The organism is Holophagales bacterium (genome assembly GCA_016699405.1).
Classification (GTDB): domain Bacteria; phylum Acidobacteriota; class Thermoanaerobaculia; order Multivoradales; family JAGPDF01; genus JAAYLR01.
This window is the reverse complement of sequence record CP064972.1, coordinates 504,998-518,749: the sequence shown is the minus strand read 5'-3', so window position 1 is coordinate 518,749 and position 13,752 is coordinate 504,998. Positions and strand designations below refer to the sequence as shown.

The window sequence follows — 13,752 nt, the reverse complement described above, 5'->3', positions numbered from 1 at the left end:
ATCCCGTGAAGCGCAAGGGGGCGGCCGGAGGGGTCAGCGTTTCCGCGGTGGACGGCCGCTGGGCCGCGGATCGGGCGCCGGGCGAGCGAGCAGGGGAAGGCCGCCCTTGTCGGCGCGTTCGAAGATGAGGTGCGTCTCGAGCTGCGCCACCTCCGGGCGGGTGGTGAAGGCGTCGAGCGCCAGGTCGCGCAGGTGGTCGGCATCGCGCACCGCGACATGCACGAGGAAGTCGAACTGGCCGGTGACGTGGAAGAGCTCCACCGACTCGGCGAGCGCGAGCACGTGCTGGCGGAACCGGTCGACGATCGGCCGGGAGTGGCGGCGCAGGCGGACGAAGACGAGCGCCTGCAGACCGATGCCGAGCGCGCGCGGTTCGATGTCGGCGTGGGCGCCGCGCAGGACGCCCTCGGTCACCAGGCGGCGGACGCGTGCCAGGCAGGAGGACGGCGCGAGCTGGACCCGGGCGGCGAGCTCCTTGTTCGTGAGGCGCGCATCATTCTGCAATGCCACAAGAATTCCGAAGTCGATTCGGTCGAGCGCCCTTGCGGAGGCTCGATTGCGCAGTGAATTCGATTGACCGCGAATCATCGTCCCGGCATCCTAGTCTCCATGCTCGCCACCGACAATCTCAGCCTGATGCTCGCCTCGATCGACACCCGCGCCGTGCACGCCGGCCGCGGCGATTTCGCCGACCTCGGCGTCCACGCGCCGCCGCTCGACCTGTCGTCCACCTATCCGGTGCACGACCTCGCGGCCGGCACGGCGAGCCTCGACGCGCTTGCCGCCGGCAGGGCTCCGGGCGGCGGCAACCCGATCTACGCGCGCCTCCACAACCCGACCGTGGCGCGCTTCGAAACGGCGCTCGCCGAGCTCGAGGGCGCCGAGGCTGCCGTTGCCTTCGGCTCGGGGATGGCGGCGCTCACCGCTGCGCTCCTCGCCACCCGGCTCGCCGAGGGCGGGGTGCTGCGCCGTCACCTCGTGGCGGTGCGTCCGCTCTACGGCGGCAGCGACCACCTGCTCGACAGCGGCCTGCTCGGTTTCGAGACGACCTTCGCCCCGGCCGATGGCATCGCCGCGGCGCTGCGGCCGGAGACGGCGCTCGTACTGGTCGAGACGCCGGCGAACCCGACCCTGGAGCTCGTCGACCTCGAGGCGGTGGTGCGGCAGGCCGGCGACGTGCCCCTGCTCGTCGATTCGACCTTCGCCACGCCGGTTCTGCAGCGGCCACTGCGCCATGGTGCGGCCATGGTCCTGCACAGCGCGACGAAGTTCCTCGGCGGCCACGGCGACGTCGTCGCCGGAGCCGTGGCGACGAGCGAGCTCTGGGCCGCCCGACTGCGTCAGGTGCGCATCCTCACCGGGGCGATCCTCCATCCGCTGGCGGGATACCTGCTGCACCGCGGCCTGCCGACGCTGCCGCTGCGAGTCCGGGCGGCGCAGGAGAGCGCCACCTTCCTCGCCGAACGCCTGGCCGCTCACCCGGCGGTGCGCCGGGTGTTGCACCCGAGCCGTCCGGGAGGCGACCCGCGCGGTCTGCTCGGTCGACAGCTTGCCGGCCCCGGCGCGGTGCTCTCGTTCGAGGTGGCGGGAGGGCACGAGTCCGCGGCTCAGGTCCTCTCGGGCGTCCGCCTGATGACGCCGGCGGTCTCCCTCGGATCGGTCGACACCCTGATCCAGCATCCGGCCGGCCTGACCCATCGGCTGGTGGCCGACGCGGAGCGGGAGCGGCACGGCGTGACGGCGGGGCTGCTGCGCGTCTCGGTGGGGTTGGAGGAACCGCGCGACCTCTGGGCTGATCTCGCGTCGGCGCTCGACCGAATCCCGCCGCGGGGCTGAGCCCCGGCCGGCCCGCCGCCGAGCGACGACGGAAGGTCGCCCCGGACCTGTCTTGACAGGCGCCGCGGCCGCTGATAACGTTTTCATGTAAACGCTTACATTCCTTATGCCCGGGTCGCTCATGCCTGCCTCTCGTTGGTGCCGCCGGATTCTCGAGCCGAGGTTCTGGCGATGAGCGCCACCCTGCGCGATGTCGCCCGTGAGGTCGGGATGTCGGTGGCGACCGTGTCGCGGGTGGTCAACGCCAAGACGGTGGTCAGCGACGAGACGCGCGAACGGGTGCTTGCCGCCATCGAGCGGCTCGCCTACGTGCCGCACAGCGCCGCGCGGTCCTTGATCACGTCGCGGACCTCGACGATCGGCGTGCTGCTCCCGGACGTCCACGGCGAGTTCTTCTCCGAGCTCATCCGCGGTATCGACATCGCCGCGCGCCGTGCCGGGTTTCACGTCCTGGTCTCCGGCTCGCACAGCGACCTCACCGAAACAGAGGCAGTCTTGCGCGCCCTGCATGGTCGCGTCGACGGGTTGCTGCTGATGACGCCCGGCATCGGCGCCGACAGCCTGCGTCGCAACCTGCCGCGCCGGGTGCCGGTGGTGCTGATCAACAGCGTCGGCTCGGTGTTCGACTCGATCCGGGTCGACAATCGCGGTGGCGCACGCGCGCTCGTCGAGCACCTGTACGGGCTCGGTCACCGGCGCATCGCCTTCGTCCGCGGTCCGGCGAGCAACGAGGAGGCGGCCGAGCGCCTGCTCGGCTACCGCGAGGCCCTCGCCGCGCACCGCCTGCCGCTCGACCCGGCACTCGAGCTCGCCGGCGACTTCGACGAGGACTCCGGCTATCTCGCCGGCGTACGGCTCGCCACCTTCGCTCCTCGCCCCGACGCCATCTTCGCCGCCAACGACTCGATGGCCATCGGCTGCCTCTCGGCGCTGCGTGAGCGCGGGCTGCGCGTGCCGGAGGACGTGGCGCTGGCCGGTTTCGACGACATTCCCATCGCTCGCTACCTCACGCCGGCGCTCACCTCCGTGCGGGTATCGATCGCCGAGCTCGGCGGGCGGGCGATGGAACGACTTCTCAACGCCATCGAGCGCGGTGCCGAGGGCCCGCGCCGACACGAAGTGATGGCCACGCAGCTGGTGGTCCGCGCCTCCTGCGGAGCCGCCAGCGCCACCCGACGGGTTGGCGTCGGCCAGGATCCTCAAGACCCAGGGAGGGAGAAACCATGAAGAGAGGGCAGTACGGATTCGTGCTGGCCAACGTGGCGCTGCTGCTGGTCCTGGCGCTGACGTTCGCCGGAGCCGCCGGGGCGCAGAAGACGAACGCCTCGATCCGCGGCGTGATCAAGGACTCGACCGGGCCGATCCCGGCCGCCAAGGTGACCGCGGTGGATGCCCAGAGCGGCTTCCAGCACGCCGTAACGACCGGGCCCGACGGCAGCTTCATGCTCGCCGGACTGAAGCCGGGGACCTACGCCATCAAGGTCTCCTCCGAGGCCTACAACGAGCAGAGCCGCACGGTGACCCTGCTGCTCGGTCAGGACGTGCAAGCCGACTTCGTCCTCTCCCCGACCGAGGTCTACGTCGAGGGCGTCACGGTGGTCGGTGACGCGTCGCCGACGCTGCTCGAGACGCGCAGCTCGGAGATCTCGACGAACATCACGACGCAGCAGATCGAGAACCTGCCGCAGAACAACCGCAACTTCCTCGCCTTCGCCGGACTTGCACCGGGCGTGCAGTTCACCAGCGACACCGAGGCGACGGGGCAGACGTTCCGCAGCGGCGGGTCGAATCCGAAGCAGGTCAACGTCTTCATCGACGGCCTGTCGTACAAGAACGACATCATCCAGGGCGGCGCCTTCATGCAGGACTCCAGCCGCGGCAATCCGTTCCCGCAGAATGCCGTGCAGGAGTACAAGGTCCTCACCCAGAACTACAAGGCCGAGTACGAGAAGGCCGCTGCGGCGGTGATCAGCGCGGTGACCAAGTCGGGCGGCAACGAGCTCTCCGGCGACGCCTTCTACCTGTTCCAGGACAAGAGCATGGTCACGCAGGACGACTTCGCCAAGGAGCGTGGCGAGGCGAAGGCGCCCTACGAGCGCAACCAATACGGGCTGTCGATCGGCGGACCGATCATCCAGGACAAGCTGCAGTATTTCGTCTCGACGGAGCAGAACGAACGCGACGTCATCTCGTCGGTCTTCCGCGGCACGTCGTGGGACTCGGCGCCGGCCAACATCAAGTCGGCGCTCAGCGGGTACTCGACCGGCACGATTTCGGCGCCGCTCGACGAGGCGCTCTACTTCGCCAAGCTCTCCTGGCAGCCGGCCTCGGCGCAGACCGTCGACTTCAGCTATCACCGGCGTGACGAGGAAGAGATCCGCGGGTTCGGCGGCCAGCGCACCAAGGACGGCGCGTCGGACTTCCAGGTGATCACCGACGCGGCGGTGCTCCGTCACCAGATGGTGATCGGCAACGCCCTCAACGAGATGAGCCTGACGATGCAGAACCTGCAGTGGAAGGACAGCGCGGTGAACCCGGGCGTCCCCCACTTCAACTACATCGGCCTGCTCGACGTCGGCAGCAAGGACTACCAGCAGGATCTCGGCCAGGACAAGATCGGTCTGCGCGACGACTACTCGTTCATGGCCGACTGGCTGGGTGGCCACACCCTGAAGACCGGGCTCTCGGTCAACTGGATGAAGTACAAGTTCAGCAAGGCATCGTTCGAGACGCCCTACTACGAGTTCCGCAGCACGGAGCAGTGGCAGACGCCGTATCTCGCGCGCTACGGCTTCGGCAACCCGAACCTCGACTTCAAGAACACCCAGTACGGCATCTACTTCCAGGACGACTGGACGGTCGCGAAGAACCTGACGCTCAATCTCGGCGTGCGTTGGGACTACGAGACCAACATGCTGAACAACAACTGGAAGACGCCGGCCGCGGTGGTCGCCGGCCTCAACACCTCGTGCCGGAACTACGACACGGCGGTGGGCGGGCAGAACACCTGGTGCATCCGCGACCTGTTCAACGTCAACAACTACATTTCGACCGGCAGCAACCGCAAGTCCTACAAGGGCATGGTCCAGCCGCGCCTCGGCTTCACCTGGGACCCGAAGGGCAACGGCGAGACGGTGGTGTTCGGCGGCTGGGGTCTCTACTACGACCGCGTCACGCTGAACGACATCTACGACGAGCAGTTCCGCCACTCTTACAAGCAGTACACCTTCTGCTTCACCACCGACGGGACCCAGCCGGCCGGATGCAGCGTGCCGGCGATCCAGTGGAACCCCTCGTACTTGACGGCCGCCGGTCTCGACGGCCTGATCGCGCGCGGCGAGACGCCGGGGCCGGAGATCTTCCTGCTCGGCAACGACACGCGGCCGCCGAAGTCGACGCAGTGGACCTTCGGCCTGCGCCAGAAGCTCGGCTCCTGGCTGGCGGCTCTTTCCTATGCCAACTCGCGCGGCTCGAACGGCCTCGCGTGGAGCTTCGGCACGCTGCCGCCGGGAACGGCGTTCAACGACCGCTGGGGCAACTGGGTGTCGATCCCCGGCTACGGCTTCATCATGCGCGGCTATGACCTGCGCAAGACCGAGTACGACGGCTACTTCCTGACCCTCGACAAGCCGTACACGGCGAGCTCGGGCTGGGGCGCGTCGTTCGCCTACACCTACGGCAAGGGCTACCAGAATGCCTCGCTCGACGAGGGCGCCGCGTTCGCCTTCGACTTCCTGCCGGGCGAGTGGCCGATGTTCCCGGCCAACCAGGACGAGCGGCACCGCGTCGTGATGAGCGGCACCGTCGGTCTGCCGTTCAACTTCACCCTCTCGTCGGTCATCTCCCTCGGCTCGGGCACGCCCTACGGCATCCCGGACGCCTCGGCGGGCTGGGACAAGTTCGTGATGCGCTTCAACGCGGCGCGGCCCGAGAAGTACGACTTCATCATTCCGAACGCGTGGGCCTATCGCAGCGTCGACCTCCGCCTCGAGTGGGAGGCGCCGCCGATCGCCGATCGCTTCCGCATCGGCGTGACCGCCGAAGCGTTCAACGTGTTCGACTTCGACAACTACACCTACTCCGACTGGACCTCGGGCTTCAAGCCGCCGGCGGGCGAGACGAACGCCAACTTCGGCAAGCCCACGGGTGAGTACAACACGCGCCGCTTCCAGGTCGGCGCGCGGCTGAGCTTCTGACGTCATGGCCGGCGACGGTCAGAACCTTCGTCCGTCGCCGGCCGGGCGCGCCCGCCGGAGGAGCAACCTCCTCCTGCTCTTCCGGCGGGCGTGCGGTTTCTTCCTACTCGCGTTTCTCCTCCAGGGCCTCGGCTGCGGCACGGCGCGGCAGTCCGAGCCCCCGGCTGCCCGGCCGCCGGCGGTTGCCCCGGCGGTGCCGATGGCGCCGGCGGCCGTCGCGTCGCTGCTCGACGACCTCGAGCGGCGGACCTTCGACTTCTTCTGGGAGACGGCGAACCCGGAGACCCTGCTGGTGCCGGATCGCTGGCCGACCCGCTCCTTCTCGAGCGTCGCGGCGATCGGCTACGCCTTCAACGCCTACGGTATCGGTGCCGAACGCGGCTACGTGTCGCGGGAGGCGGCAGCCGAGCGCACGCGACGCACCCTGCGCTTCCTCGTCGAGCTGCCCCAGGGGCCCGAGCCGCGTGGCAATGCCGGCTATCGCGGCTTCTTCTACCACTTCCTCGACCCGGAGACCGGTCAGCGCTTCGAGAGGGTCGAGCTCTCCACCGTCGACACCTCGCTGCTCGTCGCCGGAGCGCTCTTCAGCCGGGGCTATTTCGACCGCGACAACCCAGTCGAGCGTGAGATCCGCGACCTAGCCGAACGGCTCTACCGGCGTGTCGAATGGGAGTGGGCGCGACCGAATCCTCCGGCGATCTCGCACGGCTGGCACCCGGAGACCGGCTTCATCCGTTCCGACTGGCGCGGCTACAACGAGGCGATGATCGTCTATCTGCTCGCCCTCGGCTCGCCGACCCATCCGATCGACCCCGATGCCTGGGAGGAGTGGACGCGACCGTACCGGCTCGTCCGTTTCCACGGCCAGGAGTACCTCGACTTCGCGCCGCTCTTCGGTCACCAGTTCAGCCACGTCTGGGTCGACTTCCGCGGCATCCGCGACGCGGTCGGTCGTCGCCTCGGCTTCGACTACTTCGAGAACTCGCGACGGGCCGCGCTGGCGCAGCGCGCCTGGGCCATCGCCAATCCGCGTGGATGGAAGGGACTCGGCGCCGAGAGCTGGGGCGTGTCGGCCTGCGACGGCCCTGCCGACGTCGAGCTCACCGTCAACGGCGAGACGCGTCGCTTCTGGACCTATGCGGGTCGCGGCGTCGGTCCCGACTTCGCGATCGACGACGGCACGCTGACGCCGATGGCCGTCGCCGGCTCGGTCGCTTTCGCCCCGGAGGTCGTGCTTCCGACCCTCGCGGCCCTGAGACAACAGCACGGAGAGGCGCTCTACGGCCGCTACGGCTTCCTCGACGCCTTCAACCCGACGTTCGATTTCGTGGACGTTCCGGTCCATCATGGGCGGGTGGTTCCCGGCCACGGCTGGTACGACACCGACTACCTCGGCCTCGACCAGGGGCCGATCCTCGCGATGGTGGAGAACTACCGCTCCGACCTCGTCTGGCGCGTGATGCGCCGCAACCCGCACTTGCGGCGCGGCCTCGAGCGCGCCGGCTTCACCGGCGGATGGCTCGACGCGCCCCAGCGCTAGGCCTCGCCCTCGCCGCCCTTCTCGGCAGCGTCCTGGTCCTCGGATGCGGCCAGGCGGCGGGTGACGCTCGCACGGTCGTCCGCTTCTGGGCCTTCGGGCGCGAGGGCGAGGTGGTGCGCGAGCTCGTCCCCGCCTTCGAGCGGCGCCATCCGCAGTGGCGTGTCGAGGTGCAGCAGGTGCCGTGGACGGCAGCGCACGAGAAGCTGCTCACCGCCTTCGTCGGCGGAACGATGCCGGACGCTGCGCAGCTCGGCAACAGCTGGATCCCCGAGTTCGTCGCCCTCGGCGCCCTCGCACCGCTCGACGCGCGACTCCCCGGGACGATCCCGGTCGACGACTTCTTCGCCGGCATCTGGGAGACGAACGTGCTCGACGGCCAGACCTGGGGAGTCCCCTGGTACGTCGACACGCGACTCCTTTTCTATCGTCGCGACCTCCTGGCCCAGGCCGGTTATCCCGAGCCGCCCCGCACCTGGGCGGAATGGCGTGCGGCGATGGTCGCGGTCAAAGCGCTGGGTCCGGACCGTTACGCGATCCTGCTGCCGATCGACGAGTGGGCCCAGCCGGTCATCCTGGCGATGCAGGCCGGATCCGAGCTGCTGCGGGAGGAGGGCACGCGCGGCGCCTTCGCCGATCCGCGCTTCCGCCGTGCGATGGCGTTCTATCTCGATCTGTACGCCTCCGGGCTGGCGCCGCCGCTGACGCTCTCGGGGCTGTCGAATCTCTATCAGCAGTTCGCCGAGGGCTACTTCGCGATGGTCATCACCGGGCCGTGGAACCTCGGCGAGTTCCGCCGTCGCCTGCCGGAGGCGATGCAGGATCGCTGGGCGACCGCGCCGCTGCCAGCACCCGACGAGGCGAGCGGCGGGCCCGGGGTCTCGTTGGCCGGCGGCTCGAGCCTGGTGCTCTTCCGCTCGGCGCGCGCCAGCGAGGCGGCCTGGAGCTGGCTCGCCTACCTCGCCGAGCCGGAGCAGCAGGCGCGCTTCCACGAGCTGACGGGGAACCTGCCGGCCCGCCGCTCCGTCTGGGAGGCGACCGGCCTCGCCAGCGAGCCGCGCACCGCCGCCTTCGCCGCGCAGCTCGCCGTCGTGCGGGCGACACCGAAGGTGCCGGAGTGGGAGCAGATCGCCACCAAGATCGCCGATCACGCCGAGGCGGTGATGCGCGGTGCACGGACCCTCGACGAGGGCCTGGCGGCGCTCGACCACGACGTCGACCGCATCCTCGAGAAGCGGCGGTGGCTGCGCGAGCGCGCCGCGACCGGCCGGCGGCGCGACTGACCATGGCCAAGGACGGTCGCACCCTCGGCAACGGCACGCCCTACGAAGCGCGGGCCGCCTGGATCCTCCTCGCACCGGCGCTCGCGGCGATCGCCCTCTTCTTCGCCCTGCCGGTGCTCGGCGGACTGGCCCTCTCGCTCACCGACTTCGATCTCTACGCGGTCGCCGACCCGACCAACGCGCGTTTCGTCGGCCTGGGCAACTACACCCGCCTGCTCGGCGACCCCGTCTTCTGGAAGGCGCTCGGCAACACGCTCCTCTTCGTCGGGCTCGGGGCGCCGCTGACCCTCCTCGCCTCGCTCGGCGGCGCGCTGCTCGTCCACTCGCGACTGGCGCGGCTGCGGGGGATCTGGCGCACCGTCTTCTTCGCCCCGGTGGTGACGACGCTCGTCGCCGCGGCGGTGGTCTTCCGCTACCTCTACCACCCGCGCTACGGGTTGCTCAATCGCGGGCTCGACCTGCTCGGACTGCCCGCCGTCGACTGGCTCGGCGATCCGCGCTGGGCGCTGCTGGCGATCGTCCTGATGTCGCTCTGGCGGAGCTTCGGCTACGGCCTGGTGATCCTCGTCGCCGGTCTGGCGGCGATCCCGGATTCGCTCTACGAGGCGGCGCGAATCGACGGCGCCGGCTGGTGGCGACAGCTCACCTCGATCACCCTGCCGATGCTCTCGCCGACGCTCCTCTTCGTCACCGTGCTGACGACGGTCGGCCTCTTCCAGGTCTTCGCCGAGCCGTATGTGATGACGCGTGGCGGTCCGCTCAACGGGACCCTGTCGGTGGCGCTCTTCATGTACCAGCAGGGCTTCCGCTGGTGGAACCTCGGGCAGGCGGCGGCGATCGCGTTCGTGCTCTTCGCTCTCATCCTCGCGGCGAGCGCGGTGCCGGCGGCGCTCGGGCGGCGGAGGAGCGGATGAGGCGGCCACTCGCCACCCTGGCGGTCAACGGCGCCCTGCTGGTGCTCGGCCTCGTGACCCTGGCGCCGCTCCTCTGGATGGTCTCGGCATCGCTGATGCCGACCGGCGAAGCCGCGTCCCTGCCGCCGCGCCTGCTGCCGAGCACGGCGACCCTCGAGCACTATCGCGACCTCTTCGGGCGCCTGGCGCTGGGGCGGAGCTTCCGCAACTCGCTGATCCTCGCCAGCGCGATCACCGCTGTCTCGCTGATCTGCAACTCGATGGCCGGCTACGCCTTCGCCAAGCTGCGCTTCCGCGGGCGGGGTCGTCTCTTCGCCATTCTGCTCGCGACGCTGGTGGTGCCGCCGCAGGTGGGGATGCTGCCGCTCTTCCTCGAGCTGCGCCTGCTCGGCCTGGTCAACTCGATGGGCGGTGTCCTGGTGGCCGGCATCGCGTCGGTCTTCGGCATCTTCCTGGTGCGTCAATTCGCCCTCGGCATTCCCGACGAGCTGCTCGACGCCGCGCGGGTCGACGGTGCCTCGGAGCTGCGCATCTTCTGGACGATCGTCCTGCCGGCGCTGCGACCGATCCTCGTCACCCTGGCGGTCTTCACCTTCCTCTCGGCGTGGAACGACTTCATGTGGCCGCTCGTCGTCCTGACCGAGGAGAGTCGCCAGACCCTCCCGGTGGCGCTGGCCAACCTGTCGGGCGAACACGTCCAGGACACCGAGCTGATGATGGCCGGTGCGGTGATCACCGTGGCGCCGGTGATCCTGCTCTTCCTGGCCGTGCAACGGCAATATCTCGAAGGGATCCTCATGGGAAGCGTCAAGGAATGAGCGCCCGGGGCGCGTGGCTCGCCATCCTCTCGCTCGGTGTCCTGGCAGCCGCCCCGGCGGCGGCGACGGGTGAGCGTCGCACCCTCGACGACTTCGCTCAGCCGTCGCGCTGGCTCGCCGTGCCGGCGCAGGGCGTGGACCTCACCCTCGCGGGCGACCGTGGTCCCGCGACGACGCCGACCGCCGCTCACGCCCTCCGTCTCGACTTCGATTTCCACGGGCGCGGCGGTTGGGCCGCGGCGCGCCGGCCGCTGCCGCTCGAGCTGCCGGAGAACTGGGAGCTGCGGCTGAAGCTGCGGGCCGAGGCGCCGGTCAACCACCTCGAAGTGAAGCTGGTCGATCCCTCGGGTGAGAACGTCTGGTGGTCGGTGCGGCGCGACTACGCCTTTCCGCGCGACTGGAGCGACCTGCGCATCAAGAAGCGGCAGGTGAGCTTCGCCTGGGGTCCCGCCGGGGGAGGGGAGGCCCGTCTCCTCGGGGCGATCGAGCTCGCCGTGACCGCGGGAAACGGTGGGCGAGGCACCGTGTGGATCGCCGATCTCGAACTGGTGCCCCTGCCGCCGTCCCATCCCTACGCGGGCACGCCGACGGCGACGGCGAGCGCGGCGCTCGACGGGTACCCGGCCGCGGCGGCGCTCGATGCCGACCCGGCGACTGCCTGGCGTGCCGCGCCGGGCGAGGCGACGCTCGCCGTGGACTTCGGCGAGCCGCGCGAGCTCGGCGGGCTGACGCTGCGATGGAACGCGGGCCGCTCGCCGCGCCGCTTCGCGCTCGATCTCTCGGACGACGGAGCGCAGTGGAGCGAGGTACGCCGGGTCGACCATGGGGGCGCCGGCCGAACCGACCTTCTCCTGCCGGAGACGGAGACCCGTTTTCTGCGACTGCGCATTCTCGAATCGGAAGCGGGCACCGGCCTCGCGACAATCCAAGTGCGTCCGCTCGACGTCGGCTCGACACGAAACGCCTTCGTCTCGACGATCGCCGCGGAGTCGCCGCGTGGCACCTACCCGCGCGCCTTCGGCGGCGAGCAGGTCTACTGGACGGTGGTCGGCGTCGACGGCGACGTCGAAGAATCGTTGATGCTCGAGGACGGAGCGATCGAGCTCGGCGACGGTCGTCCGAGCCTCGAGCCGTTCCTCTGGTCGGCCGGCAAGCTTCTGACCTGGGCCGACGTCAGGGCGAGCCAGCGGCTCGCCGACGGCGACCTGCCGATCCCGACCGTCGAGTGGGTCGCCGACGACCTGCGCCTCGAAGTCACCGCGCTCGCCACCGGCGAGGCGGGGAGCTCGGCGCTCGTCGTGCGCTATCGACTGACCAACCTTGCCGCCGCGCGCCGCGAGGCCCGGCTGCTGCTGGCGCTGCGACCGTTCCAGGCGAATCCGCCGCAGCAGTTCCTCGGCCGCGCCGGCGGTGTCGTCCCGATCGCCTCGCTCGCCTGCGACGCGGCCGGGGTGACGATCGACGGCCGTCCGTCGTTCACCACCGTGCCGCCGCCGGTGCGCTGCGGGGTCGGCGCCTTCGACGAAGGTCCGCTCGTCGTGCGGCTCGCCGGCGGCGAGGTCCCCGCGCTGCGCGCCGCGACCGACGAGACCGGTCTGCCCTCGGCGGCGCTCCTCTGGCCGTTCGTGCTCGCTCCCCGGGAGAGCCGGGACGTTCTCGTCGAGGTGCCCTACCATCCGTCCTCCACCCCGGTCGCCGATTCGTTCGACGAGCGCTTCGTGCGCGAGCGGGCGCGCTGGCGCGAGAAGCTCGACCGGGTGCGCCTCGACCTGCCGGCCGAGGCCGGGCCGCTCGCCGCGACGATGCGCTCGAGTCTCGGCTTCGTCCTCGTCCACCGGGACGGTCCGGCGATCCAGCCCGGCTCGCGGGCCTATGCGCGATCGTGGATCCGCGATGGCGCGCTCACCGGCGACGCCCTGCTGCGCCTCGGCCACGCCGCCGAGGTGCGCGAGTTCGCCGAGTGGTTCGCCGGCTTCCAGTACCCGGACGGCCGCGTGCCCTGCTGTGTCGATCGGCGGGGCGCCGACCCGGTGCCGGAGAACGACTCGCACGGCGAGCTCGTTCACCTGATCGCCGAGGTCTATCGCTACACCGGCGACCGGGCGTTCGCCGAACGGATGCTGCCCGCGGTCGAGCGCGCGGTGGCGGCGATCGACCGCCTGCGCGGCGAGCGGCGAACCGAGGCCTACCGCTCCCCGGAGAAGCTCCCCTTCTTCGGCCTGCTCCCCGAGTCGATCAGTCACGAGGGCTACTCGGCCAAGCCGATGCACTCGTACTGGGACGATGCCTTCGCCTACCGTGGCCTCGCCGACGCCGCCGCGCTCGCCGCGGCGCTCGGACGGCCGGAGCTCGCCGCCCGCTTCGCGGCGAGTCGCGACGAGATGCGCGCCGACCTGGTCGCCTCGCTTGCCCAGACGATGGAGCGGCACGGCCTCGCGACGCTCCCCGGTTGCGTGGAGCTCGGCGACTTCGACGCGACCTCGTCGACCTCGCTGCTCGAGCCCGGCGGTCTCGGCGAGGCGTTGCCGCGAGCCGCCGTCGAGGCGACCTTCGCGCGCTACGCCGACGAGTTCGCCGCGCGCCGCGACGGGCGGCGCGCCTGGGAGGTCTACACCCCCTACGAGCTCCGTTCGGTGGGCGCCTTCGCGCGGCTCGGCTGGCGCGAGCGCGCCGGAGAGCTGCTCGACTGGTTCCTGCGCGATCGCCGTCCCACTGGGTGGAACGCCTGGGCCGAGGTCGTCGCACGGGAGCCGCGGGCGGCGCGCTTCGTCGGGGATCTGCCGCACGGTTGGGTGGCGACCGACTTCGTCCGCTCGCTGCTCGATCTCTTCGCCTTCGAACGCCGCGACGAGGACGTGCTGGTCCTCGGGGCGGGGATTCCGGCGCGGTGGCTGGAGCGCCGGGACGGGGTCGCCATCCACCGTCTGCGGACGCCGTGGGGAAGTCTCGGCTACCGACTGACCCGACAGGGCGGGGGCGTCCGCTACGAGCTCGACGCCGATTCGGCGCTTCCGCCCGGCGGGCTGCGCCTGACCTGGCCGCTCGCCGGCCGGGCGGGGAGCGCGACGGTCGACGGTCGCGCCGCACCGCTCGGACCGGACGGCGAGCTCTCGCTGCGTCGTCTGCCGGCGGTCGTCGACCTAATGCCTTGATGTCTTTCGAGGGAGA

9 protein-coding genes are annotated in these 13,752 nt (G+C 70.6%); 8 read left to right on the top strand and 1 reads right to left on the bottom strand.

Annotation, left to right across the window (positions count from 1 at the left end; all coding sequences use genetic code 11):
- Positions 1 to 33: 33 nt before the first annotated feature.
- On the bottom strand, positions 34 to 588 hold the full coding sequence (locus IPJ17_02235; protein QQR74433.1) for an Lrp/AsnC family transcriptional regulator: 555 nt from the start codon (positions 586 to 588) through the stop codon (positions 34 to 36).
- Positions 589 to 636: 48 nt separating this feature from the next.
- Here IPJ17_02235 and IPJ17_02230 point away from each other — a divergent pair, with 48 nt between their 5' ends.
- From IPJ17_02230 to IPJ17_02195, 8 genes are all read left to right on the top strand, one after another.
- Complete coding sequence (locus tag IPJ17_02230; GenBank protein ID QQR76066.1) at positions 637 to 1,836, top strand: PLP-dependent transferase; 1,200 nt, start codon at positions 637 to 639, stop codon at positions 1,834 to 1,836.
- Between the two features lie 171 nt (positions 1,837 to 2,007).
- Positions 2,008 to 3,063 carry a LacI family DNA-binding transcriptional regulator gene (locus IPJ17_02225; GenBank protein QQR74432.1) on the top strand — a complete coding sequence of 352 codons (1,056 nt, stop codon included), beginning with the start codon at positions 2,008 to 2,010 and terminating at the stop codon, positions 3,061 to 3,063.
- Entirely contained in the window at positions 3,060 to 6,032 is a 2,973-nt protein-coding gene (locus IPJ17_02220) for a TonB-dependent receptor (protein ID QQR74431.1), read from the top strand. The genes IPJ17_02225 and IPJ17_02220 overlap by 4 nt, the downstream gene beginning before the upstream one ends.
- 4 nt (positions 6,033 to 6,036) lie before the next feature.
- Positions 6,037 to 7,572 (top strand): Tat pathway signal protein, encoded by a 1,536-nt coding sequence (locus tag IPJ17_02215; protein ID QQR74430.1) that lies wholly within the window; start codon positions 6,037 to 6,039, stop codon positions 7,570 to 7,572.
- On the top strand, positions 7,548 to 8,852 hold the full coding sequence (locus IPJ17_02210; protein QQR74429.1) for a sugar ABC transporter substrate-binding protein: 1,305 nt from the start codon (positions 7,548 to 7,550) through the stop codon (positions 8,850 to 8,852). Before IPJ17_02215 ends, IPJ17_02210 begins: the two co-directional genes overlap by 25 nt.
- A 2-nt stretch (positions 8,853 to 8,854) precedes the next feature.
- Positions 8,855 to 9,766 carry a sugar ABC transporter permease gene (locus IPJ17_02205; protein QQR76065.1) on the top strand — a complete coding sequence of 304 codons (912 nt, stop codon included), beginning with the start codon at positions 8,855 to 8,857 and terminating at the stop codon, positions 9,764 to 9,766.
- Positions 9,763 to 10,584, top strand: coding sequence for a carbohydrate ABC transporter permease (locus IPJ17_02200; GenBank protein QQR74428.1), 822 nt, complete (start codon positions 9,763 to 9,765; stop codon positions 10,582 to 10,584). Before IPJ17_02205 ends, IPJ17_02200 begins: the two co-directional genes overlap by 4 nt.
- Positions 10,581 to 13,736, top strand: a complete 3,156-nt coding sequence (locus IPJ17_02195; GenBank protein ID QQR74427.1) for a discoidin domain-containing protein — start codon at positions 10,581 to 10,583, stop codon at positions 13,734 to 13,736. The genes IPJ17_02200 and IPJ17_02195 overlap by 4 nt, the downstream gene beginning before the upstream one ends.
- The last annotated feature ends 16 nt before the right edge of the window (positions 13,737 to 13,752 follow it).

Excerpts from the sequence above, each read along its gene's own strand:
- IPJ17_02235 (QQR74433.1), bottom strand. The coding sequence starts at position 588 with ATGATTCGCGGTCAATCGAATTCACTGCGCAATCGAGCCTCCGCAAGG.
- IPJ17_02230 (QQR76066.1), top strand. The coding sequence starts at position 637 with ATGCTCGCCTCGATCGACACCCGCGCCGTGCACGCCGGCCGCGGCGAT.
- IPJ17_02225 (QQR74432.1), top strand. The coding sequence starts at position 2,008 with ATGAGCGCCACCCTGCGCGATGTCGCCCGTGAGGTCGGGATGTCGGTG.
- IPJ17_02220 (QQR74431.1), top strand. The coding sequence starts at position 3,060 with ATGAAGAGAGGGCAGTACGGATTCGTGCTGGCCAACGTGGCGCTGCTG.
- IPJ17_02215 (QQR74430.1), top strand. The coding sequence starts at position 6,037 with ATGGCCGGCGACGGTCAGAACCTTCGTCCGTCGCCGGCCGGGCGCGCC.
- IPJ17_02210 (QQR74429.1), top strand. The coding sequence starts at position 7,548 with ATGGCTCGACGCGCCCCAGCGCTAGGCCTCGCCCTCGCCGCCCTTCTC.
- IPJ17_02205 (QQR76065.1), top strand. The coding sequence starts at position 8,855 with ATGGCCAAGGACGGTCGCACCCTCGGCAACGGCACGCCCTACGAAGCG.
- IPJ17_02200 (QQR74428.1), top strand. The coding sequence starts at position 9,763 with ATGAGGCGGCCACTCGCCACCCTGGCGGTCAACGGCGCCCTGCTGGTG.
- IPJ17_02195 (QQR74427.1), top strand. The coding sequence starts at position 10,581 with ATGAGCGCCCGGGGCGCGTGGCTCGCCATCCTCTCGCTCGGTGTCCTG.